The 23,674-nt window shown below is 63.5% G+C and carries 16 protein-coding genes and 1 pseudogene; 12 read left to right on the forward strand and 5 right to left on the reverse strand.

Annotated elements, in window-relative coordinates; all coding sequences use genetic code 11:
• Positions 1-2: 2 nt before the first annotated feature.
• The 4 genes from hslV to POS17_RS02155 form a co-directional block, all read right to left on the reverse strand.
• Positions 3-533 (reverse strand): ATP-dependent protease subunit HslV, encoded by a 531-nt coding sequence (hslV, locus tag POS17_RS02140; RefSeq protein WP_003186641.1) that lies wholly within the window; start codon positions 531-533, stop codon positions 3-5.
• Positions 534-732: 199 nt separating this feature from the next.
• A complete protein-coding gene (locus tag POS17_RS02145) occupies positions 733-1,440 on the reverse strand; it encodes an SPOR domain-containing protein (RefSeq protein WP_016962745.1) in 708 nt (235 codons plus the stop codon).
• 1 nt (position 1,441) lies between these two features.
• The gene (gene argS / locus POS17_RS02150) at positions 1,442-3,178 is read right to left on the reverse strand and encodes an arginine--tRNA ligase (protein WP_060837154.1); all 1,737 of its coding nucleotides are present in this window, start codon (positions 3,176-3,178) and stop codon (positions 1,442-1,444) included.
• Between the two features lie 210 nt (positions 3,179-3,388).
• A complete protein-coding gene (locus tag POS17_RS02155; RefSeq protein WP_060837155.1) occupies positions 3,389-5,608 on the reverse strand; it encodes a primosomal protein N' in 2,220 nt (739 codons plus the stop codon).
• Positions 5,609-5,906: 298 nt separating this feature from the next.
• On the opposite strand from POS17_RS02155, the gene rpmE reads away from it, so the two are divergent.
• The 3 genes from rpmE to POS17_RS02170 all read left to right on the forward strand — a co-directional run bounded on the left by rpmE (position 5,907) and on the right by POS17_RS02170 (position 8,405).
• Positions 5,907-6,128 carry a 50S ribosomal protein L31 gene (gene rpmE, locus POS17_RS02160; RefSeq protein WP_016962748.1) on the forward strand — a complete coding sequence of 74 codons (222 nt, stop codon included), beginning with the start codon at positions 5,907-5,909 and terminating at the stop codon, positions 6,126-6,128.
• 41 nt (positions 6,129-6,169) lie between these two features.
• Entirely contained in the window at positions 6,170-6,949 is a 780-nt protein-coding gene (locus POS17_RS02165; RefSeq protein WP_060837156.1) for a thermonuclease family protein, read from the forward strand.
• A 187-nt stretch (positions 6,950-7,136) separates the two neighbouring features.
• Positions 7,137-8,405: a malic enzyme-like NAD(P)-binding protein gene (locus POS17_RS02170; protein WP_060837157.1), complete on the forward strand. Its 1,269-nt coding sequence runs from the start codon at positions 7,137-7,139 to the stop codon at positions 8,403-8,405.
• Positions 8,406-8,545: 140 nt separating this feature from the next.
• Here POS17_RS02170 and POS17_RS02175 read toward each other — a convergent pair whose 3' ends face one another.
• A complete protein-coding gene (locus POS17_RS02175) occupies positions 8,546-10,978 on the reverse strand; it encodes a penicillin-binding protein 1A (protein WP_375136272.1) in 2,433 nt (810 codons plus the stop codon).
• Between the two features lie 217 nt (positions 10,979-11,195).
• On the opposite strand from POS17_RS02175, the gene pilM reads away from it, so the two are divergent.
• The 9 genes and pseudogenes from pilM to gltB all read left to right on the forward strand — a co-directional run bounded on the left by pilM (position 11,196) and on the right by gltB (position 23,574).
• Positions 11,196-12,257: a type IV pilus assembly protein PilM gene (gene pilM / locus POS17_RS02180; RefSeq protein ID WP_060837159.1), complete on the forward strand. Its 1,062-nt coding sequence runs from the start codon at positions 11,196-11,198 to the stop codon at positions 12,255-12,257.
• Positions 12,257-12,823 carry a PilN domain-containing protein gene (locus POS17_RS02185; protein WP_060837160.1) on the forward strand — a complete coding sequence of 189 codons (567 nt, stop codon included), beginning with the start codon at positions 12,257-12,259 and terminating at the stop codon, positions 12,821-12,823. The genes pilM and POS17_RS02185 overlap by 1 nt, the downstream gene beginning before the upstream one ends.
• A complete protein-coding gene (locus POS17_RS02190) occupies positions 12,820-13,443 on the forward strand; it encodes a type 4a pilus biogenesis protein PilO (RefSeq protein ID WP_060837161.1) in 624 nt (207 codons plus the stop codon). The genes POS17_RS02185 and POS17_RS02190 overlap by 4 nt, the downstream gene beginning before the upstream one ends.
• Positions 13,440-13,985, forward strand: a complete 546-nt coding sequence (locus tag POS17_RS02195; RefSeq protein WP_060837162.1) for a pilus assembly protein PilP — start codon at positions 13,440-13,442, stop codon at positions 13,983-13,985. The genes POS17_RS02190 and POS17_RS02195 overlap by 4 nt, the downstream gene beginning before the upstream one ends.
• Before the next feature lie 173 nt (positions 13,986-14,158).
• A pseudogene (locus POS17_RS02200) lies at positions 14,159-15,415 on the forward strand (type IV pilus secretin PilQ); the annotation flags it as partial.
• 4 nt (positions 15,416-15,419) lie between these two features.
• Complete coding sequence (gene aroK, locus POS17_RS02205; protein WP_016966152.1) at positions 15,420-15,938, forward strand: shikimate kinase AroK; 519 nt, start codon at positions 15,420-15,422, stop codon at positions 15,936-15,938.
• A gap of 147 nt (positions 15,939-16,085) precedes the next feature.
• Complete coding sequence (gene aroB / locus POS17_RS02210) at positions 16,086-17,186, forward strand: 3-dehydroquinate synthase (RefSeq protein WP_060837164.1); 1,101 nt, start codon at positions 16,086-16,088, stop codon at positions 17,184-17,186.
• Between the two features lie 10 nt (positions 17,187-17,196).
• Positions 17,197-18,780, forward strand: coding sequence for an SPOR domain-containing protein (locus POS17_RS02215; RefSeq protein WP_060837165.1), 1,584 nt, complete (start codon positions 17,197-17,199; stop codon positions 18,778-18,780).
• Positions 18,781-19,128: 348 nt separating this feature from the next.
• Positions 19,129-23,574 (forward strand): glutamate synthase large subunit, encoded by a 4,446-nt coding sequence (gene gltB, locus POS17_RS02220; protein WP_060837166.1) that lies wholly within the window; start codon positions 19,129-19,131, stop codon positions 23,572-23,574.
• Positions 23,575-23,674: the final 100 nt, after the last annotated feature.

Raw genomic sequence — 23,674 nt, forward strand, 5'->3', positions numbered from 1 at the left:
GCTTATTCCGCGAGATCCTGCTCCTCGATGGTTTGAGTGTGGTTGGTGAATACGCAGATGTCGCCGGCGATGCCCAGGGCCGTCTCGACGATTTCGCGAGCCGACAGGTCGGTCTTTTTCAGCAGGGCGCTGGCTGCGGCCTGGGCGTAGGCGCCACCGGAGCCCATGGCGATCAGGCCGTCCTCCGGCTCCACCACGTCACCGTTGCCGGTGATGATCAGGGAGGCGTCCTTGTTGGCCACGGCCAGCATGGCTTCCAGGCGGCTCAGGGAGCGATCGGTACGCCATTCCTTGGCCAGCTCGACAGCGGCGCGCACCAGATGGCCCTGGTGTTTCTCCAGTTGGCCTTCAAAGCGCTCGAACAGGGTGAAGGCGTCGGCGGTGGCCCCGGCAAAGCCGGCGATGACCTGGCCGTGGTACAGCCGGCGGACTTTTTTCGCGTTGCCTTTCATCACGGTGTTGCCGAGAGAAACCTGGCCGTCGCCGCCCATGACGACTTTGCCGTGGCGGCGGACTGAAACGATGGTGGTCAAGGGGGGAGTCTCCACACAGCGGGGCGAAAGTGCCCTGATGGAAACTCATATGGGGGTGGCTGGGAGTTTTTCAACCGGAGGCTGTAGCGGGGGACCAGCGGTCTTTGTTGCAAGCTGCAAGCGCTTCGCGGGCAAGCCCGCTCCTACGAGGCGTCGTGTAGGAGTGGGCTGGGCCGCGATCAATCGCGTAGCGGTCGGCTTAACGGCTCTGGCGCTGTTGTAACAGCAGATTGCTAAAGCCGGCGCCGGCCAGTTGTTTCTGCGCCACGGTCAGCTGTTCGCGGTTGCTGAACGGGCCCACCAATACCCGGTACCAGGTTTCATCCTTCACCGTGCCGGATTCCACCGCCACCGACTGGCCCAGCAGGATGATCTGCGCTCGTACCTTGTCGGCATCGGCTTGCTTGCGGAACGAGCCGGCCTGGAGGAAGAACTTGGTCACCGGCGCCGCCTTGGCCACCGGTGGCGCCGGCGGTGGGGTGATGCCGGCCAGGGCCGCCTGGGCCCGGGCGGTGTCGATCTTCGCGGCTTCCGCCGGGGTGACCGGGGTGGTCGGCACCGGCGGCACTTGAGGCGTCGGCAGGGTTTTCTCCGGCACCGCTTCCGGCGGCACTATGACCTCCGATTCCGGCAGCAGGGTATAGAAGTCGTACTTCGGCTTCACCGGTTGCTGCGGGCTCGGCGGGGTCTTGTTGGCCTCGGCGATCTTGCTGGCTTTCTGCTGTTCGATCTTCTCGCGCTTGACGCTGTCGCCGCCCTTGCCGGGTTCGAGCTTCATCAGGAACACGATGAAGGCGCCGATGGTCAGGCCGATGGCCAGCCACAACCAGCCCGGGATCGGCTTCTTGGCCGGGGCCTGGTAGCGGCTGGCGCCACGCTTGGGTGCAGGTTTTTTCTTGGCAGCCAACTTACATTTGCTCCAGGACTTTGAGGCCCAGCAGTTCCAGACCTTGCTTGAGGGTGCGGCGGGTCAGCTCGGTGAGGCGCAGGCGGCTGTGCATCTGCGTCGGAGTCTCGGCCGCCAGGATCGGGCAGTTCTCGTAGAAGCTGGAGAACAGACCGGCCACGTCGTACAGGTAGGTGCAGAGGATGTGCGGGGTGCCCTTGTCGGCGACGTTGTTGAGGATCTCGCCGAACTGCGCCAGCTTGGCCGCCAGCTCCAGTTCCTGGGCCGCGTGCAGTTCGATCTGGCCGCCGACTTCGCTGAAGTCCTTGCCCAGCTTGCGGAACACGCCGGCGGCACGGGTATAGGCGTACAGCAGGTACGGCGCGGTGTTGCCTTCGAAGTTGAGCATCAGGTCGAAGTTGAAGCTGTAGTCGCTGGTACGGTGCTTGGACAGGTCGGCGTATTTCACCGAATCGATGCCCACCACCTTGGCAATGCCGCGCAGATCGGCCTCCGGCAGTTGCGGGTTTTTCTCTTTGACCAGGGCGTAGGCGCGTTCCTCGGCTTCGGTCAGCAGGTCGATGAGCTTCACGGTGCCGCCGTCGCGGGTCTTGAACGGACGGCCGTCGGCGCCGTTCATGGTGCCGAAGCCCATGTGTTCCATCTCCATCGGATGGGTCACGAAGCCGGCCTTGCGGGCCACGGCGAACACTTGCTGGAAGTGCAGGGCCTGGCGCTGGTCGACGAAGTACAGGGCGCGATCGGCCTTGAGCTTGCCACTGCGGTAGCGCACGGCGGCCAGGTCGGTGGTGGCGTACAGGTAGCCGCCGTCGGCCTTGACGATGATCACCGGCAGCGGCTCGCCTTCGGCATTCTTGAACTCGTCGAGGAACACGCACTGGGCGCCGTTGCTCTCCACCAGCATGCCCTGGGCCTTGAGGTCGTTGACCACGTTGATCAGGTCATCGTTGTAGGCGCTCTCGCCCATGACGTCGGCCATGGTCAGCTTGACGTTGAGCAGCTCGTAGATCTTCTGGCAGTGGGACAGGGAGATGTCCTTGAACTTGGTCCACAGCTCCAGGCAATCCGGGTCGCCGGCTTGCAGCTTGACCACCAGGCCGCGGGCGCGGTCGGCAAAGGCTTCGGATTCGTCGAAGCGCTGCTTGGCGGCGCGGTAGAAGTTCTCCAGGTCCGACAGCTCATCACTGGTGATTGGGTTCTCTTCCAGGTACGCCATCAGCATGCCGAACTGGGTGCCCCAGTCGCCGACATGGTTCTGACGGATCACGGTGTCGCCGAGGAACTCCAGGACCCGTGCCACGCCGTCACCGATGATGGTGGAGCGCAGGTGGCCGACGTGCATTTCCTTGGCCAGGTTGGGGGCCGACATGTCGATCACGGTGCGCTGCGCCGGGCCGGCCTTGCGCACGCCCAGGTGCTCGTCGCCGAGGGCGGCGTCCAGGCGCGCGGCCAGGGCCTGGGTGTTCTGGAAGAAGTTGATGAAGCCCGGGCCGGCGATTTCCGCCTTGCTCAGGTCCTCATGGGCCGGCAGCGCGGCGATGATTTTTTCTGCCAGGTCGCGGGGCTTCATGCCGGCGGGCTTGGCCAGCATCATGGCGATATTGCTGGCGAAGTCGCCGTGGGTCTTGTCGCGGGTGTTTTCGACCTGGATCGCCGGCGTCAGGCCTTCTGGCAACACACCTTCGGCGACGAGTTGGGTGATGGCTTGCTGGATGAGCTGGCGAATGGTGTCTTTCATGGTCTTCTCGTTCGACCGCTGGCGCGGCGGCGCGTTGGTGCGCGGGTGGAAAAACTGGGCATTATCCGTTGCTGGAACGGCCTTGCCAACTATAGAGGGCTGCTTGGGGATCGGTGGCGGCATTCGAGTGCCTTCGCCGGCAAGCCTGCTCCTGCGGGTTTGATGCAGCCCATTGTAGGAGCGGGCTTGCCCGCGAAAACGCGATATCGATCAATACAAATCCACCGGGTCCACATCCAGCGACCAGCGGACCTGGCGTCCGCTGGGCATCTGCTCCAGCACCAGCAACCAGCTGCTCAGCAGTCGATGCAGCGGTGCCCGGGCATTGGCTTGCAGCAGCAACTGCGCACGATAACGCCCGGCGCGCCGCTCCATCGGCGCCGGAACCGGCCCCAGCAACTCGATGCCCCCCAGGTTCTGTTCCGCCAGCAGGCGCTCGGCCTCGCTGCACGCCTCATCGAGAAAACCTTCGGCTTGCCCCGGCTTGTGGGCCTCGGCCCGCAGCAGGGCCAGATGGGCGAAGGGCGGCAGGCCGGCGGCGCGGCGCTCGCTCAGGGCCTGTTCGGCGAAGGCGAAGTAACCCTGCTCGGTCAGTTGCACCAGCAGCGGGTGGTCGGCGAGGTGGGTCTGGATGATCACCTTGCCCGGTTCCTCGGCACGCCCGGCGCGCCCGGCGACCTGGACGATCAGCTGCGCCATGCGCTCGCTGGCGCGGAAGTCCCCGGAAAACAGGCCGCCGTCGGCGTCGAGGATCGACACCAAGGTGACCCGGGGGAAGTGATGTCCCTTGGCCAGCATCTGGGTGCCCACCAGGATGCACGGATGCCCCTTCTGGATGGTGGCGAACAGCTGGTTCATCGCGTCTTTGCGCGAGGTGCTGTCGCGGTCCACCCGTAGTACCGGGTAGTCGGGAAACAGGATGCCCAGGCGTTCTTCCGCGCGCTCGGTGCCGGCGCCCACGGGGCGCAGATCGACCTTGCCGCATTGCGGGCAGTGCCGGGGCACTCGCTCCACATGGCCGCAATGGTGACAACGCAGTTCGCCGGAGCGCTGGTGCACGGTCATGCGGGCGTCGCAGCGCTGGCATTCGGACATCCAGCCGCAGTCGTGGCAGAGCAGGGTCGGAGCGAAACCGCGGCGGTTGAGGAATACCAGAACTTGCTGGCCGGCGGCCAGGGTCTGGCCGATGGCCTGCTGCATGGGGCCGGAAATGCCGCTGTCCAGAGGGCGGCTCTTCACATCCAGGCGCAGGAAGCGCGGTTGCTTGGCGCCGCCGGCGCGCTCGTTCAGGCGCAGCAGGCCATAGCGGCCGGTGTAGGCGTTGTGCAGGCTTTCCAGGGACGGTGTGGCCGAGCCCAGGACAATGGGGATGTCTTCCTGGCGGGCGCGCACCAGGGCTAGGTCGCGGGCATGGTAGCGCAGGCCTTCCTGCTGCTTGTAAGAGCCGTCGTGCTCCTCATCGATGATGATCAGCCCGGGGTTCTTCATCGGCGTGAACAGCGCTGAGCGGGTGCCGATGATGATGTCGGCCTCGCCATCCCGGGCGGCGAGCCAGGCATCCAGGCGTTCGCGGTCATTGACCGCCGAGTGCAGCAGGGCGATGCGGGCGTTGAAGCGCTGTTCGAAGCGCGCCAGGGTTTGGGGCCCCAGGTTGATCTCCGGGATCAGCACCAGGGCCTGTTTGCCGGCTTCGAGGGTTTCGCGGATCAACTGCAGGTAGACCTCGGTCTTGCCGCTGCCAGTGACCCCGGCCAGAAGAAAGGCGTGGTAGCTGTCGAACCCGGCGCGGATCGCTTCGTAGGCGGCGCGCTGCTCGCTGTTGAGCGGCAGCTCGGGCTGGGCCAGCCAGTGTTCATGGCGCACGCCTGGCGCGTGCTTGCGCACTTCTACCTGCACCAGATCCTTGGCCAGCAACAGGTCCAGGCTGTCCTTGCTCAGCATCAGCTTGCTCAGCAGAGCGTGGGGCACGCCATGGGGGTGTTGGGCCAGGGTGGCCAGTGCTTCGCGCTGACGCGGGGCGCGGGCGATGCGCGGGTCATCCAGGCGGGCGCCGGGGGCTATCGACCAGAAGCGTTCCTGGCGGGCCTCGGCCAGCTCGCCCTGGCGCAGCAGCACCGGCAAGGCCCAGCTCAGGGTGTCGCCGAGGCTGTGCTGATAGTACTGGGCGGTCCACAGGCACAGCTTGAACAGGGCCGGGGGCAGCGGTGGCGTGGGGTCCAGCAGGGCCAGGGCCGGCTTGAGCTTGTCGGCCGGCACTTCACTGTGATCCGCCACTTCCACCAGGATGCCGATCATTTCCCGGCGACCGAAGGGCACTCGCAGGCGCATCCCCGGATGCAGCTGGGCGCGCAGCACACCGGCCGGGGCACGGTAGTCGAAGAGGCGGCGCAGAGGCGAAGGCAGGGCGAGGCGCAGAATGGCGTCGGGCACGCGGGACAATCTCGATGAGCGGACGGTAAATAGGCTCCGGAGCCTAACAGACGAGCCGTGGGGTGTCCTGTATAAGCGTGCGTGCTCCCCGGTCTGCGGAGGTTTTGCCGCGGCCGAGCAGGCACCGCAGTGCAGTGCGTGGCAAAGCCGGGGCTGTCAAGGTTGCGCCGGCTTTTTCTGATGGGGGGTACTCAGGATCTCTTGCGCGTTTGACGCGGTCTGGTAGAATCCGCGCCCTAATTCGTGCGGTATTCAACAATAGTGTTGGGTGGCGGCACGCTAGCCTGAGGAATACACCATGAAAGCCGATATCCATCCAGTATACGAAGCCGTTACCGCTACCTGCAGCTGCGGTAACGTCATCGAAACTCGCTCCACCCTGGCCAAGCCTCTGAGCCTGGACGTGTGCAACGAGTGCCACCCGTTCTACACCGGTAAGCAAAAGACTCTGGACGTTGGCGGTCGTGTCGACAAGTTCAAGTCGCGCTTCGGTGCTTTCGGCGCAACGAAAAAGGCCTGAGGCTGATCGTTCTGGAAAGCCGATACCGACTTTCCTCGCTGATGAAAAAGGCGTCCCATGTGGGCGCCTTTTTTGTGTCCGCGATTTGGCTGACCGCCGCCCAGGCGTTTTGCCCGGCCCCCGAGGGGCTGATTCCCGCAGCGGTCCAGCGGGTGGTGGATGGCGATACCCTGCGTCTCAAGGATGGTCGCAGCGTGCGCATGATCGGCCTCAATGCGCCGGAGCTGGCCAGTCGGGGGCGCCCGGCCGAGCCATTCGCGGTGGCGGCGCGGCAACGTTTGCAGCGCCTGGTGGCGCAGAGCGGTGGTCGGGTCGGCTTGTTGCCCGGGCGCGAGCGGCACGATCGCCATGGGCGGACGCTGGCCCATGTCTACGACGTCAGCGGGACCAATCTGGAAGCCCGGTTGATTGCCGAAGGGCTTGCCTATCAGATCGCCATCGTGCCGAACGTCGCTCTGGTCGCTTGTCAGCAGGCTGCGGAAAACCACGCGCGTCGAGCGGGGCTGGGCCTCTGGCGCCGTTCAGCTGTACTGAAAGCGGAGCAGATCCGCCGTTCCGGCTTTGTCGTGCTCGAGGGGCGTGTGAGCAAGGTCGAACGCAATCGTGGCGGGGTTTGGATCACATTGCGCGGTGCAGTTGTATTGCGTATTGCACCCAATGTTCTGGGACGTTTCGATCGTCAGTGGCTCAAGGGGCTTTCCGGGCGGCGGATCGAGGCTCGGGGCTGGGTGCTGGCACGTTCGCGTTCCGGCGGTTTCAGGTCGAGCGGGGCAGGCTGGATGTTGTCGCTGACTGACGTTTCCATGCTCAGACTTCTCTGATAAAGAAAAATTGTAGACATTTTTTAATTGGATTGTGAACAGTTGAAAGCCTTGTACCCCGTGGCTCTTGGCCCAAAGTCGTACGCTACGGGCCTTGACAGGGGTGACTGGGCAGTCTTGTAGGGACTATGCGACACGCGTATCCTCGGCGGTCCGTCTGTCCAACAGTAAAAAGCGGAATGCCCACATGTCTGATTTGAAAACTGCCGCTCTCGAATATCATGCCAATCCTCGTCCAGGAAAGCTGAGTGTCGAGCTCACCAAGGCCACTGCTACCGCTCGTGATCTGGCGCTGGCCTACAGCCCCGGCGTAGCCGAGCCGGTACGCGAAATCGCTCGCGATCCGGAACTGGCCTACAAGTACACCGGCAAAGGCAACCTGGTTGCCGTCATTTCCGATGGCACCGCGATTCTCGGCCTGGGCAACCTCGGCCCACTGGCCTCCAAGCCGGTGATGGAAGGCAAGGGCGTGCTGTTCAAGCGTTTCGCCGGCATCGATGTATTCGACATCGAAGTCGATTCCGAAAGTCCGCAGGCTTTCATCGACACCGTCAAGCGCATCTCCATCACCTTCGGTGGCATCAACCTGGAAGACATCAAGGCGCCAGAGTGCTTTGAGATCGAACGTGCTCTGATCGAGCAGTGCGACATTCCGGTGTTCCACGATGACCAGCACGGCACCGCGATTGTGACCGCTGCCGGCATGATCAACGCCCTGGAAATCGCTGGCAAAACCCTGGCCGATGCCAAGATCGTCTGCCTGGGCGCCGGTGCGGCCGCCATCTCCTGCATGAAACTGCTGGTGAGCATGGGCGCACAGATCGAGAACATCTTCATGGTTGACCGTACCGGCGTTATCCACGCTGGCCGTGACGACCTGAACCAGTACAAGGCAGTCTTCGCCCACACCACCGACAAGCGCACCCTGGCCGACGCCCTGCAAGGCGCCGACGTGTTCGTCGGTCTGTCCGGTCCGAACCTGCTGAGCGCTGAAGGCCTGAAGTCGATGGCGCCGAATCCGATCGTGTTCGCCTGCTCGAACCCGGATCCGGAAATCGCTCCAGAGCTGGCTCACGCCACCCGTGACGACGTGATCATGGCCACCGGCCGTTCGGACTACCCGAACCAGGTGAACAACGTACTGGGCTTCCCGTTCATCTTCCGTGGTGCCCTGGACGTTCGCGCCAAGCGCATCAACGAAGAAATGAAGATCGCCGCGGCCAACGCCCTGCGTGAACTGGCCAAGCTGCCAGTGCCTCAGGAAGTGTGCGACGCCTACGGCGGCATCAAGCTGGAATTCGGTCGTGAGTACATCATTCCGAAGCCGATGGATGCCCGTCTGATCACCGTGATCTCCGATGCCGTGGCCAAGGCCGCTATCGAGACCGGCGTGGCGACCCTGCCGTATCCGAAGAACTACCCGCTCAAGAGCGTGGACGATGTGTTCAACGGCTAACAGCCGCCCATAAAAAACCCGGCCAATCGAGCCGGTCGCTTTTTTATGGGCAGGCAATCAGCGGCTAGTTGCAAGTTTCCGGCTGCAAGAGCGGGGCGCGCTCTTGCTTGCCGCCGATCACTTGCAGCTTGCCGCTGCTCTTAGAAGAGGTCGATCGGCGCCGCTTCGTCCGCCGGCAGCGGGCTGCCCGGTGCGACGCCATTGCCCAGCTCGTTGACCGAGGGTGGGGTGTCTTCACTCTTGAACAGCTCGAAGTAGGCATTCGGTGTGCCCGGGGTGGCGGCGCGGCCGCTGACCGGGTCGACCCGCAGGCTGAGGATGCCTTCCGGTTCGGCCTGGGTGTGCGGCGGCTTGCCCTTGAGGGCGGCGCCCATGAAGTTCATCCAGATCGGCAGGGCCACCGTGCCGCCGTATTCGCGACGTCCGAGGCTTTCCGGCTGGTCGAAACCGGTCCAGACCGTGGTCACGTAGTCGGCGTTGTAGCCGGAGAACCAGGCGTCCTTGGACTCGTTGGTGGTACCGGTCTTGCCGGCCAGGTCCGAACGGCCCAGGGCCAGGGCTCGGCGCCCGGTACCCAGCTTGATCACGTCCTCGAGCATGCTGTTGAGGATGTAGGTGGTGCGTCCGTCGATGATCCGTTCGGCGACGGCGGGCGTCTGTACCGGAGCCTGTACCGGGTTTTCGCCGGCCACGGTGTTGACCGTGAAGTTGTGCTCTGGCGCCGCGATGCCGCTGCTGGCGGTGTTCCCGGTGGGGACGCTGGGCGGGTTGGCGCTGAACAGCAGCTCGCCGTTGCGGCTTTCGATCTTGTCGATGATGTACGGGGTGATCTTGTAGCCGCCGTTGGCAAAGGTGCTCCAGCCGGTGGCGATCTCCATGGGGGTCAGGGTCGCGGTGCCCAGGGCCAGGGACAGGTTGCGCGGCAGGTCCTGCTTGTTGAAGCCGAACTTGCTGATGTAGTCGATGGTGTGGTCCACGCCCATGCTCTGGAGCAGGCGGATCGACACCAGGTTGCGCGACTTGTACAGCGCTTCGCGCATGCGGATCGGGCCGAGGAAGGTGTTGGTGTCGTTCTTCGGCCGCCAGACCTTGTCCAGGTACTCGTCGACGAACACGATCGGCGCGTCGTTGACCAGGCTGGCCGCGGTGTAGCCATTGTCCAGGGCCGCGCTATAGACGAACGGCTTGAAGCTCGAGCCGGGCTGGCGCTTGGCTTGCATCGCGCGGTTGTAGTTGCTCTGCTCGAAGGCAAAGCCACCGACCAGGGCGCGGATCGCACCGTTTTGCGGGTCCAGGGTCACCAGGGCGCCCTGGGCGACCGGGACCTGGCTGAACTTCAGGGAGTTGTCCGCCTGGCGCTGCACGCGAATCAGGTCGCCGACCTGGGCCACGTCCGCCGGCTGGCGAGGAGCGGCGCCCATGCTGTTGGTGTTGAGGAACGGCCGGGCCCATTTCATGCTCTCCCAGGCCACATGTTCCTCGCCGTTGCGGGTCAGCACCTGTAGGCCGTTCTTCTCGACCTGAGTGACGATCGCCGGTTCCAGGCTGCTGATGGTCCGCTGCTTGGTCAACTCTGTGGCCCAGGCGGCATGGGTCTTGCCGGGCAGGCGCGACTCAGGACCACGGTAGCCGTGGCGCTGGTCGTAGGTCATCAGGCCTTCCTGGACCGCGGTATTGGCCATCTCCTGCAGGTCGCTGGGCACGGTGGTGGTGACGCGGAAACCTTCGGTATAAGCGTCGCTGCCATAACGGCCGACCATCTCGGCGCGGGCCATCTCGGCGATGTACGGCGCGTTCACTTCCGGCGTCGGCACGTGGTAGCTGGCGTTCAGCGGCTCGTTGATGGCTTCGGTGTAGGCCGCTTCGGTGATCTTGCCCAGCTTGTACATGCGGCCGAGGATCCAGTCGCGGCGCTCCTTGCTGCGCGCCGGATTGGCCAGCGGGTTGAAGCGCGAAGGGGCCTTGGGCAGGCCGGCGATCATCGCCATCTGCGCCAGGCTCACGTCGCGAATGGACTTGCCGTAGTACACCTGGGCTGCCGCCTCGATCCCGTAGGCGCGGTTGCCCAGGTAGATCTTGTTGACGTACAGCTCGAGGATCTCGTCTTTGGTCAGCTGCCGCTCGATCTGCAGGGCCAGGAGAATCTCGGTGGTCTTGCGCGAAAAGCTGCGCTCGCTGCTGAGGAAGAAGTTCTTCGCCACCTGCATGGTGATGGTGCTGCCGCCGGACTGGATGTGTCCGCTCTTGACCAACTGGGTCGCGGCGCGCATCAGGCTGCTGGGGTCAACTCCGTAATGGTTAGCGAAGTTGTCGTCTTCAGCACTTAGTAACGCATTGATGAAGTTGGGTGGAATTTCGGCGAAACGTATGGGGGTACGGCGCATTTCGCCAAATTCTGCGATCAACTTGCCGTCGCTGCTGTACACCCGCAGAGGAATCTGCAACTGGATGCTTCTCAGGGCCTCAACCGATGGAAGGCCGGGACTAAGATAAAGAAACGCACCGGAGAGGGCGAGAAGCAGCCCGCAGAACACAGCGACGATGGACCACCCGAAAAACTTCAGCAGACGAATCAAGGCTTTTGGATTTCCAGAGAAAGGAATGAATTAGGCGTCAGGGCATTCAAGGTAATCAGGGACCGACCCACGCAGCAGGAAAAGCGGGAAAAAACGCTGGGCATTATAAGCATTTTCCGCCGAGAGCGTCATTTGCCCGTCTGTCAAGGTGTGGCGATTGAATGCGCTGCTGCTCCTGGGGTTCGTAAGTCACGGATAGGCAAAGGGAATTGGTGTGCTTGGAGTCTTCAGCAGAAAGTCGAGTTCCCTGTTGGGGATCGATATCGGCGCCACATCGGTCAGGCTCCTGTCTTTGAGCCGGGAGGGCCGGGGCTACCGGGTCGAGGCGTATGCCCGGCAAGACCTGGCACCCGACTCATTTCTCGAATCGGGCGGTGTCGACGCCGAGGCGCAGGCCGTGGCGTTATGCCAGGCCTGGCGCACAAGCGGCAGTCGCCTCAAGGCGGCCGCGGTGGCGGTGCCCGGTGAAGCGGTGATCAGCAAACTGATCGACATGCCGGCGGAACTGGATGAAGCGGAGTTGGAGTACCAGCTCAGTCTGGAAGCGGGCCAGTACATTCCCTATCCCCTGGAAGAGGTGGCCACCGACTTTGAGGTGCAGGGCAGGGTGCCGGGCAATCCCCGGCGGGTCCAGGTGTTGCTGGTGGCCTGTCGCCACGAGACGGTCGAAGCCCGGGAGGCGCTGCTGGCCCGGGCCGGCCTGACGCCGCAGGTGGTGGAGAGCGCACCCCTGGCCCTGGAGCGTTGCCTGGCGCTGTTGACGGCGCAGAGTCCGGCGGCCACGCAGTCTGCGGTGGCGCTGTTGGACGTGGGGTCGGGCGTCAGCAGTTTCAGTGTGATGCGCGACCGGCGAATCATTTACAGCCGCGAGCAGCTGTTCGGTAGTCGGCAGCTGACCCAGGTCCTTGGGCAGCGTTTCTCGTTGACCCTGGATCAGGCGCTGCGAGCCGAGCGCCAGGGAGGTTTGCCGTCAGTCTGTCTCGAGGAGGCGCTGCGGCCCTTTGAGCAGGACTTGCTGCACAACGTCCAGCGCGCCTTGCAACAGTTCTCCGAGTCGCCACAGCGGCAACCGGTGCAGTGGTTGCTGCTGGCTGGCGAGGGCATGCGCCTTGCCGGGCTGGAGCGGCGGATCGAACAGCAACTGGGGATAGCCACGGCCCTTGCCAATCCGTTCGTCGGCATGAGTGTCGGGCCCCGGGTCGATGCCCAGGCGCTCGCCGAACAGGCGCCTGAGCTGCTGCTGGCCTGCGGTCTGGCCCTGAGAGGGTTCGACTGATGGCCCGGATCAACTTTCTTCCCTGGCGGGAAGCTGCGCGGGCGCAGCAACAGCGGCGCTTTTTGCAGATAGTGGCAGTCATCCTGCTGCTGGGCTTGGGGCTGGTGCTGCTGATTGATGTCGGCATCGAGCGCGTGAGTGCTCGGCAGCAGGCCCGCAACCAGTACCTGGAGCAGGCGAACGTGGACCTGGATCAGCAGATCGCCGCTGTTCGCGAGCTCAAGGCTCAACGCCAGCAACTGCTTGAGCGCATGCAGGTTATCGAGGCCCTGCAAGACAGCCGCTCGACCCGGGTACGGATGTTCCAGGAGTTGACCCGCAGCGTGCCCGATGGCCTGCATTTCACCGAAGTCGATCTGCAGGGGCAGAACTTGAGTATCAGTGGAGTTGCCCAGGCCAATGGCCGGATCTCCGATTTGCTGCGCAATCTGCAGGCGACCGCAGGATTTGCCGCTCCCAGCCTGGCCGAAGTGAAAAAGACCAGCGAGGTGCAGCCGCAGCCGAGCCATCTGTTTCGGCTCAGTGTCGGGTTGATGCCGCCGCTGCCTGAGGAGACGAAGCGATGAGGCCGAGCGGGTGGCTGGCGCAGCTGCGTGGCACCGATTTGCGAGAGCTGGAGCTGAGCAACCTCGGCTCCTGGCCTGCGCCGTTGAGGGCGCTGACGGCGGCCTTGCTTCTGCTGGTGATCCTGGCAGCAGGTTACGGCCTTTACCTGAGCCCTCATCTGCGGCAACTGCAGCAGGTGCGTCACGAAGAAACCCGCCTCAAGCAGCAGTTCGCCAGCAAGGCTCGGCAAGTGGCCAATCTCGAGCTGTATCGGGCGCAGCTCGCGGCCCTGCGCAGCCGTTTCGAGCAGTTGCTGCATCAGTTGCCCAGCGACGGCGAAGTCCCGGGGTTGCTTGAAGACATCAGTCGCCTGGGCTTGGGCAGCGGTCTGGCGCTCGAAGAGATCAAGTTGCAACCGCCCGTACCGCGTCCGTTTTATGTCGAGCTGCCGATCCAGATCACGGTGACAGGTGGCTATCACGATCTGGCGACCTTCGTCAGCGGCGTCGCCGGGCTGCCGCGAATCGTTACCTTGCATGATTTTCAGCTCAGGCCCCTGGAAGCGGGTGATCCTGCGCGCTTGCGCTTGAGCATCGGGGCGCGAACCTACAGCTACGACAGCCCGGAACCGCACTCATGAAGGCCTGGTGCTGGCTGATGTGGGCCTGCTTTGGTCTGGGCTTGTGCGGGTGCGAGGGGGCCGCCGACTTCGCTGAAACCCAGGCTTTTATGAAGCAGATGCGCCGGCAAGCGCCGGAGCCGATTGAGCCGCTGCCGGTTGTCCGCTCCAGCCCCGCTTTCACCTATGACGCCAGTGGGCTGCGCAGCCCGTTCCAGCCCCCGCAGAGCGTCGAACGCGTCGAGCGTCGATGGAGCGAGCAGGCAGTCCGGCCGGATCCGCAGCGACCCCGGCAGTATCTGGAGGGCTTTGATATCGAGCGGTTGCAGATGGTCGGAACCATGTCCGGCACCAGCGCCAGCTTCGCCCTGTTGCGCAGTGCCGAGGGTGTCCACCGGTTGCAGATCGGCGACTACCTGGGGCGAAGCGAAGGTCGGATCGTGGCGATCAGCGAGTCACGGGTCGAGGTGTTGGAAATTGTTGCCGATGGGGCGGGGGGCTGGCAGGAACGACCACGGACGCTGCTGCTGAAAAAACACTCTCAGGTGGAGTCTGCACAATGAACAGGACTGTTTCAGCCATCGGTGTGGCGCTATGGATGGCGCTGCTGGCACCGCTGGTCGGCGCCGCCGAACTCAAGACCACTCCGGCCGCTGAGGCCGCTCGGGCATCCGCGCCGCTTCAGGCGGGGGACCCAGCCCCGACGCACTCGCTCGGCGGCGCTGTGGCCGGGCCTGCTTATGGCGGCGCCAAGCTTTCGTTGAACTTCCAGGACATCGAGGTGCGTTCGGTGCTGCAACTGATCGCCGACTTCACGGGCCTCAACCTGGTGGCCAGCGACACGGTGCAAGGCAGCATTACCCTGCGCCTGCAGCGTGTGCCCTGGGATCAGGCCCTGGATCTGGTGCTCAAGACCAAGGGCCTGGACAAGCGCCAGGTGGGTGATGTCTTGCTGGTGGCCCCGGCGGATGAAATGGCCGCCCGGGAACGTCAGGAACTGGAGTCGCAGAAGCGGTTGCAGGATCTGGCACCGCTGCGCCGGGAGCTGCTACAGGTCAACTACGCCAAGGCCGCGGACATCGCCAAGCTGTTCCATTCGGTGACCGGCACCGAGGACCAGGCGGGCGAACGGGGCTCGATCACCGTGGACGAGCGCACCAACAACATCATTGCCTACCAGACCCAGGAGCGCCTCGATGAGCTGCGGCGCATCGTTGGCCAGCTGGACGTTGCGGTGCGCCAGGTGATGATCGAGGCACGGATCGTCGAGGCCAACCTCGATTACAACAAGAGCCTGGGAGTGCGCTGGGGCGGTTCGCTGCGCAACAGGGGCCATTGGCAGGCTTCCGGGGTGCAGGGCGGCGGTTCATCGGCGGTCGGGGCGCCGGGCAGTGGCAGCGCGCCGTTCGTCGACCTTGGGGCTGTGGCCAATACCTCGGGCATCGACATCGCCTACCTCTCCGACAACGTGCTGCTGGACCTGGAACTGAGCGCCATGGAAAAGACCGGCAATGGCGAGATTGTTTCCCGGCCCAGGGTGGTCACCTCCGACAAGGAAACCGCGAGGATCCTCAAGGGCACCGAGATTCCCTATCAGGAAGCCAGTTCCAGTGGCGCCACGTCCGTGTCGTTCCGGGAGGCTTCGCTGTCCCTTGAGGTGACGCCGCAGATCACCCCCGACAACCGCATCATCATGGAGGTCAAGGTCACCAAGGACGAGCCGGACTACCTGAACAAGGTCCAGGATGTGCCGCCGATCAAGAAGAACGAGGTCAATGCCAAGGTCCTGGTCCGTGACGGAGAAACCATCGTCATTGGCGGGGTTTTTTCCAATACCCAGAGCAAGGTTGTAGATAAAGTGCCATTTCTTGGCGATGTGCCGTATCTTGGCCGCCTTTTCCGGCGTGACGTGGTGTCGGAGAAAAAATCCGAGCTGCTGGTATTTCTCACTCCGCGTATCATGAACAACCAGGCGATTGCTGTGAGTCGTTGATTCTGTGCGAAATTTGATTCTTGTTGGGCCGATGGGGGCTGGAAAAAGCACCATAGGCCGCTTACTGGCCAAAGAGCTGCGCCTGCCATTCAAAGATTCCGATAAGGAAATTGAACTGCGTACAGGCGCGAACATCCCGTGGATCTTCGATAAGGAAGGCGAACCGGGCTTTCGCGATCGCGAGCAGGCAATGATCGCCGAGCTCTGTGGCACCGACGGCGTAGTGCTGGCCACCGGTGGTGGCGCGGTCATGCGCGAGGCCAATCGTCGGGCACTGCATGCCGGCGGACGAGTGGTCTATCTGCATGCCTCGGTGGAGCAACAGGTTGGTCGGACTGCCAGGGACCGCAATCGTCCCTTGCTGCGCACCGCCGATCCGGCCAAGACCCTGCGCGACTTGCTGGAAGTCCGCGATCCGCTTTATCGGGAAATCGCCGATCTGGTGGTGGAAACCGATGAGCGGCCGCCGCGAATGGTGGTGCTGGACATCCTGGAGCGCCTGCAGCAGCTGCCACCCCGTTAATGCGCCGAGCGAAATGCGCTATTCTCGGCGTCGCGCCATGACCGCCAGGGTGTGGCGCAGAGCTATCGGGCAGCGTCAGAAGACCTGACGAGGCCCATCGTCAATACAAGGCACACACGCCTGCTTCCATCTTCACTGTGGGGACACATGCAGACACTTAAGGTCGATCTAGGCGAGCGCAGCTACCCGATTCACATTGGTGAAGGATTGTTGGACCGGCCCGAGCTGCTGGTGCCACATATCGCCGGACGGCAAGTGGCGATCATTTCCAATGAAACGGTCGCGCCGCTGTACCTTGAGCGCCTGACCCGCAGCCTGGAGCAATACTCGGTGATCTCGGTGGTCCTGCCCGATGGCGAGGCCCACAAGAACTGGGAGACCCTGCAGTTGATCTTTGATGGCCTGCTGACCGCGCGTCATGATCGGCGCACCACCCTGATTGCCCTCGGTGGCGGCGTGATCGGCGACATGGCCGGCTTTGCCGCTGCCTGCTATCAGCGCGGCGTGGACTTCATCCAGATCCCGACCACTCTGCTGTCCCAGGTGGACTCTTCGGTGGGCGGCAAGACCGGTATCAACCATCCGCTGGGCAAGAACATGGTCGGCGCCTTCTACCAGCCGAACGTGGTGCTGATCGACACCACCAGCCTCAATACCCTGCCCAGCCGCGAGCTGTCGGCGGGCCTGGCGGAAGTGATCAAGTACGGCCTGATCTGCGACGAACCCTTCCTCACCTGGCTGGAAGAAAACGTCGATCGCCTGCGGGCCCTGGACCAGCAGGCGCTGACTTACGCCATCGAACGCTCCTGTGCGGCCAAGGCCGCCGTGGTGGGGGCCGACGAGCGTGAGTCCGGGGTGCGCGCCACCCTCAACCTGGGGCACACCTTTGGCCATGCCATCGAAACCCACATGGGCTACGGTGTCTGGCTGCATGGTGAGGCGGTTGCCGCGGGCACCGTCATGGCCCTGGAAATGTCTGCACGCCTGGGCTGGATCACCTGCCAGGAGCGTGACCGCGGTATTCGCCTGTTCCAGCGCGCGGGCCTGCCGGTCATCCCGCCTGAAGAGATGACTGAAGCGGATTTTCTCGAACACATGGCAATTGACAAGAAAGTGATCGACGGTCGTTTGCGTCTGGTGCTGTTGCGCCGCATGGGCGAAGCCGTAGTGACCGACGATTATCCGAAAGAGGTTTTACAGGCCACGCTGGGAGCGGATTACCGCGCCCTGGCTCAGCTTAAAGGTTAATAAAATCCCGATGACTAGTTTGCACGCCGACGAGGCTTTCCTCGGCCATTACCAGTTGAGCCATGATCCTTTCGCTCCCCGGGTTCCTGGCTTCAAATTCTTTCCTGCCCAACGCAAGCCTGTGTTGGGGCAATTGCATCACCTGGCTCGCTATAGCCAGTTATTGCTGGTGGTGACCGGCCCCCAGGGCAGCGGCAAGACCCTGCTGCGCCAGGCGCTGGTTGCCAGCACCAACAAGCAGTCGGTACAGAGCGTGGTGGTTTCCGCCCGCGGTGCCGGCGATGCCGCCGGCGTGTTGCGCCAGGTGGCCCAGGCGCTGAATGTGGCCCAGGCCGAGATCGGCGCGATTCTGGCCCAGGTGGTGCAACTGGCCCTGACCGGCCAGGAAGTCTATCTGTTGGTGGATGATGCCGAGCAGCTCGACGAGTCCGCGCTCGAGGCCCTGCTGGCTCTGGCGGCAGGGGCTCCGGAAGGCCGCCCTCATGTCTTCCTGTTCGGCGAGTCGTCGCTGATCGCCACCCTGGATCAGTTGAGCACCGAGGAAGAACGCTTCCACGTCATCGAACTGCAGCCCTACACCGAAGAGGAAACCCGCGAATATCTGGCCCAGCGCCTCGAAGGCGCGGGTCAGGGCATCGAACTTTTCTCCGCAGATCAGATCAGTGATATTCACGAAAGCTCCGATGGCTGGCCGGGCAACATCAACCAGGTCGCCAGGGATGCAATGATCGAAGCCATGATCGCCAGCCGCTCTGCGGTCAAGCGTCCAAGTATGGGGTTCAACATGCCGAAGAAACACGTATTGGCCATTTCCGCTGTAGTGGTGGTGGCCGTGGCTGCCGCCTGGCTGATGCCGGGGCGCAGCAAGGCACCGACCAGCGGTACGCCGACCAATGAACAGGCGCAGTTGCCGCTGGGGCAGACGCCGACGCCAAATGCCAATGGCAGTCCATCTGTGGAGTTCGCCGGTTCATCCCAACCGATGCCTCTGCCGTTGGTCGGCCAGTCGCAGCCAGTGATGCGTGGTCCTCTGGCGGAAGCCGCAGGCGGCATTACCGAGGGGGATGACGGGGTTCCGGTGGAAGGCTCCAGCGCGGTTCCGCCCACCGTGACCACCACCGCGCCACCTGCCGGCGCCGTGGCCGGTCCGGCACCGACTCCGGCTGCGCGGCCAACCCCGGCGCCGACCCAGGTCGCCACCGCCAAGCCGACGCCAGCGCCCAAGCCGGTGGAAAAACCGGTTGCCGCCAAGCCTGCTCCAGCCGCCAAGCCGGCGGAGAAGCCGGTCACCGTGGCCAAGGCCGCCGGTGGCAGCTGGTACGCCGGTCAAGCGCCGGGCAACTACGTGGTGCAGATCCTTGGCACCAGTTCGGAAGCCACGGCCCAGAGCTTCGTCAAGGAGCAGGGCGGCGAGTACCGTTACTTCAAGAAAGTCCTCAATGGCAAGCCGCTGTATGTGATCACCTACGGCAACTTCTCCAGCCGCGATGCCGCGGTCAGCGCCATCAAATCCTTGCCAGCGAAGGTTCAGGCTGGTAAACCTTGGCCTCGCACTGTCGCTAGCGTTCAACAAGAACTGGCAACAACTCGCTGAAGATTCGGCGGCCTTACCCAGGCCGCCTCTCCCGGCAACCTCAAATTTCCGCATCGGCATGCTGCCTTACAGGCCGCGTGCCTTGTGGTGTCTGCGTCACAGTAGTTTTTGAGTCGCGGCAGTCAAAAGCAAAACTTTTTGACTAGCACAGCATATCGCTTTAAAACGTTCATAAATGCGACATAAATTTGCGACAGATCGTCGCCAAATTTGTGGGGCTTTGTGTCGGTGTGTACAATGACCTCCCTTTTGCCCCCGCAAAGTCGGCGTACGTTCGGCGTGGATGGTAAGTGGTTGAATTGAAAAGAAATTTGTCTCGATAAGAGGCAGCCTGGTGAGAAAGTGTCTATGAAAGCAGGTCTGTACCAACCAGATGAATTTAAGGATAACTGTGGTTTCGGCCTGATAGCCCATATGCAGGGCGAACCCAGTCATACCCTGTTGAAAACGGCCATTGAGGCCCTGACCTGCATGACCCACCGCGGTGGGATCAACGCGGACGGCAAGACCGGCGACGGTTGCGGTCTGCTGATGCAAAAGCCCGACCTGTTCCTGCGCGCCGTCGCCAAGGAGCATTTCGGCACCGATCTGCCCAAGCAATATGCAGTGGGCATGGTGTTCTTCAACCAGGATCCGGCCAAGGCCGAAGCCGCTCGCGAAAACATGAACCGCGAGATCCTGGCCGCTGGCCTGCAACTGCTGGGCTGGCGCAAAGTGCCGATCGATACCAGTGTGCTCGGGCGTCTAGCCCTGGAGCGCCTGCCGCAGATCGAGCAAGTGTTCATCGGTGGCGAAGGCCTGAGCGATCAGGATTTCGCCGTCAAGCTGTTCAGCTCCCGTCGTCGCTCCTCGGTCGCCAACGCTGCCGACACCGATCACTACATCTGCAGCTTTTCCCACAAGACCATCATCTATAAAGGCCTGATGATGCCGGCGGACCTCGCCGCCTTCTATCCGGACCTGGGTGATCCGCGCCTGCAAACCGCGATCTGCGTGTTCCACCAGCGCTTCTCCACCAACACCCTGCCGAAATGGCCGCTGGCCCAGCCATTCCGCTTCCTCGCCCACAACGGCGAGATCAACACCATCACCGGCAACCGCAACTGGGCCCAGGCCCGGCGCACCAAGTTCAGCAACGATCTGATGGATCTGGAAGAACTCGGGCCGCTGGTCAACCGCGTGGGTTCCGACTCCTCGAGCATGGACAACATGCTCGAACTGATGGTCACCGGCGGCATCGACCTGTTCCGCGGCGTGCGCATGATCATTCCGCCGGCGTGGCAGAACGTCGAGACCATGGACCCGGACCTGCGGGCGTTCTACGAATACAACTCCATGCACATGGAGCCCTGGGACGGCCCGGCCGGCGTGGTCATGACCGATGGCCGCTATGCCGTCTGCCTGCTGGACCGCAACGGCCTGCGTCCGGCCCGCTGGGTCACCACCAAGAACGGCTTCATCACCCTGGCTTCGGAGATCGGCGTCTGGAACTACCAGCCCGAAGACGTGATCGCCAAGGGCCGGGTCGGTCCGGGGCAGATCTTTGCCGTGGACACCGAAACCGGGCAGATCCTCGACACCGACGCCATCGACAACCGTCTGAAATCGCGCCATCCGTACAAGCAATGGCTGCGCAAGAACGCCCTGCGCATCCAGGCCACCATGGAAGACAACGACCACGGTTCGGCCTTCTACGACGTCGACCAGCTCAAGCAGTACATGAAGATGTACCAGGTCACTTTCGAAGAACGTGACCAGGTCCTGCGTCCGCTGGGCGAGCAAGGCTACGAAGCAGTGGGTTCGATGGGCGACGACACGCCGATGGCGGTGCTGTCCCAGCGCGTGCGCACCCCTTACGACTACTTCCGCCAGCAGTTCGCCCAGGTCACCAACCCGCCGATCGACCCGCTGCGCGAAGCCATCGTCATGTCCCTGGAGATCTGCCTCGGTGCCGAGCGCAACATCTTCCAGGAATCGCCCGAGCACGCCTCGCGCGTGATCCTCAGCTCGCCAGTGATCTCCCCGGCCAAGTGGCGCTCGCTGATGAACCTCGACCGCCCGGGCTTCGAGCGGCAGATCATCGACCTCAACTACGACGAAAGCGTCGGCCTGGAAGCGGCGATCCGCAATGTCGCCGATCAGGCGGAAGAGGCCGTGCGCGCCGGTCGCACCCAGATCGTCCTCAGCGACCGCCATATCGCTCCGGGCAAGCTGCCGATCCACGCTTCCCTGGCCACGGGCGCGGTACACCACCGCCTGACCGAAAAAGGCCTGCGTTGCGACTCCAACATCCTGGTGGAAACCGCCACTGCCCGCGATCCGCATCACTTTGCGGTGCTGATCGGTTTCGGTGCCTCGGCGGTCTATCCGTTCCTGGCCTACGAAGTGCTGGGCGACCTGATCCGTACCGGTGAAGTGCTGGGCGACCTCTATGAGGTGTTCAAGAACTACCGCAAGGGCATCACCAAGGGCCTGCTGAAGATCCTGTCGAAGATGGGCATCTCCACCATCGCTTCCTACCGTGGCGCGCAGCTGTTCGAAGCCATCGGCCTGTCCGAGGAAGTCTGCAACCTGAGCTTCCGTGGCGTACCGAGCCGGATCAAGGGTGCGCGTTTCGTCGACATCGAAGCCGAGCAGAAAGCCCTGGCGACCGAAGCCTGGAGCCCGCGCAAGCCGATCCAGCAAGGCGGCCTGCTGAAGTTCGTCCACGGTGGCGAATACCACGCCTACAACCCGGACGTGGTCAACACCCTGCAAGCCGCCGTGCAGCAGGGCGACTACGCCAAGTTCAAGGAATACACCGCGCTGGTGGACAACCGCCCGGTGTCGATGATCCGTGACCTGTTCAAGGTGAAGACCCTGGACACGCCCATGGACATCAGCGAAGTGGAGCCCCTGGAGTCGATCCTCAAGCGCTTCGACTCCGCGGGCATCTCCCTGGGCGCCTTGTCCCCCGAGGCCCACGAAGCCCTGGCCGAAGCCATGAACCGCCTCGGTGCGCGTTCCAACTCCGGTGAAGGCGGCGAAGATCCGGCGCGCTACGGCACCATCAAGAGCTCCAAGATCAAGCAAGTGGCCACTGGCCGTTTCGGCGTGACCCCGGAATACCTGGTCAACGCCGAAGTGCTGCAGATCAAGGTGGCCCAGGGCGCCAAGCCCGGCGAAGGCGGCCAACTGCCTGGCGGCAAGGTCAACGGCCTGATCGCCAAGCTGCGTTACGCCGTGCCCGGCGTGACCCTGATCTCGCCACCGCCGCACCACGACATCTACTCCATCGAAGACCTGTCGCAGCTGATCTTCGACCTCAAGCAGGTCAACCCTCAGGCCCTGGTTTCGGTGAAGCTGGTGGCGGAAGCCGGTGTCGGCACCATCGCCGCCGGCGTGGCCAAGGCCTATGCCGACCTGATCACCATCTCCGGCTATGACGGCGGCACCGGCGCTTCGCCGCTGACCTCGATCAAGTACGCCGGCGCGCCGTGGGAACTGGGCCTGGCGGAAACTCACCAGACCCTGCGCGGCAACGACCTGCGCGGCAAGGTCCGGGTGCAGACCGACGGCGGCCTGAAAACCGGCCTCGACGTGATCAAGGCGGCCATCCTTGGCGCCGAAAGCTTCGGCTTCGGCACCGCGCCGATGATCGCCCTGGGCTGCAAGTACCTGCGCATCTGCCACCTGAACAACTGCGCCACCGGCGTCGCCACCCAGAACGAGAAGCTGCGCAAGGATCACTACATCGGCACCGTCGACATGGTGGTGAACTTCTTCACCTACGTCGCCGAAGAAACCCGTGAGTGGCTGGCCAAGCTCGGCGTGCGCTCCCTGGAAGAGCTGATCGGCCGCACCGATCTGCTGGAGGTGCTGGAGGGCCAGACGGCCAAGCAGCACCACCTGGACCTGACCCCGTTGCTGGGCAGCGATCACGTCCCGGCGGACAAGCCGCAGTTCTGCCAGGTGGACCGCAACCCACCGTTCGACCAGGGCCTGCTGGCCGAAAAAATGGTCGACATGGCGCGTTCGGCGATCAACGACAAGAGCGGAGCCGAGTTCGAACTGGATATCTGCAACTGCGACCGTTCCATCGGCGCACGCATCTCCGGCGAGATCGCCCGGCTCCACGGCAACCAGGGCATGGCCCAGGCGCCGATCACGTTCCGCTTCAAGGGCACTGCGGGCCAGAGCTTCGGCGTGTGGAACGCCGGCGGCCTGAACCTGTACCTGGAAGGCGATGCCAACGACTACGTGGGCAAGGGCATGACCGGCGGCAAGCTGGTCATCGTTCCGCCCAAGGGCAGCGTCTACAAGACTCAGGACAGCGCCATTATCGGCAACACCTGCCTGTACGGCGCCACCGGCGGCAAGCTGTTCGCCGCTGGCACCGCGGGCGAGCGTTTCGCTGTGCGCAACTCCGGTGCCCACACCGTGGTGGAAGGCACCGGCGATCACTGCTGCGAGTACATGACCGGTGGTTTCGTCTGCGTACTGGGCAAGACCGGTTACAACTTCGGCTCGGGCATGACCGGCGGTTTCGCCTACGTGCTCGACCAGGACAACACCTTCGTTGACCGGGTCAACCACGAACTGGTGGAAATCCAGCGGATCAGTGGCGAAGCGATGGAAGCCTATCGCAGCCACCTGCAAAACGTGCTGAACGAGTACGTCGCGGAAACCGACAGCGAGTGGGGGCGTGAACTGGCCGAGAACCTCGACGACTACCTGCGTCGCTTCTGGCTGGTCAAACCCAAGGCAGCGAACCTGAAGTCTCTGCTCACCAGTACTCGTGCGAGTCCGCAATAAAGCAGCTGCAAGTGGCAAGCCTCAATCTGCAAATGAAGCAGTGCGAGGTTTGCCGGGCATACGTGATCGACTTGCGGCTTGCAGCTTAGAGCTTGCAGCT

The organism is Pseudomonas sp. Os17, from assembly GCF_001547895.1.
In the GTDB taxonomy this organism is placed as follows: domain Bacteria; phylum Pseudomonadota; class Gammaproteobacteria; order Pseudomonadales; family Pseudomonadaceae; genus Aquipseudomonas.

Bases quoted from the DNA above. Each gene is read 5' to 3' on its own strand.
- argS (WP_060837154.1), bottom strand. From the start codon at position 3,178: ATGAAAGACACCATTCGCCAGCTCATCCAGCAAGCCATCACCCAACTC.
- rpmE (WP_016962748.1), top strand. From the start codon at position 5,907: ATGAAAGCCGATATCCATCCAGTATACGAAGCCGTTACCGCTACCTGC.
- POS17_RS02165 (WP_060837156.1), top strand. From the start codon at position 6,170: ATGAAAAAGGCGTCCCATGTGGGCGCCTTTTTTGTGTCCGCGATTTGG.
- POS17_RS02170 (WP_060837157.1), top strand. From the start codon at position 7,137: ATGTCTGATTTGAAAACTGCCGCTCTCGAATATCATGCCAATCCTCGT.
- POS17_RS02185 (WP_060837160.1), top strand. From the start codon at position 12,257: ATGGCCCGGATCAACTTTCTTCCCTGGCGGGAAGCTGCGCGGGCGCAG.
- POS17_RS02190 (WP_060837161.1), top strand. From the start codon at position 12,820: ATGAGGCCGAGCGGGTGGCTGGCGCAGCTGCGTGGCACCGATTTGCGA.
- POS17_RS02195 (WP_060837162.1), top strand. From the start codon at position 13,440: ATGAAGGCCTGGTGCTGGCTGATGTGGGCCTGCTTTGGTCTGGGCTTG.
- aroB (WP_060837164.1), top strand. From the start codon at position 16,086: ATGCAGACACTTAAGGTCGATCTAGGCGAGCGCAGCTACCCGATTCAC.
- POS17_RS02215 (WP_060837165.1), top strand. From the start codon at position 17,197: ATGACTAGTTTGCACGCCGACGAGGCTTTCCTCGGCCATTACCAGTTG.
- gltB (WP_060837166.1), top strand. From the start codon at position 19,129: ATGAAAGCAGGTCTGTACCAACCAGATGAATTTAAGGATAACTGTGGT.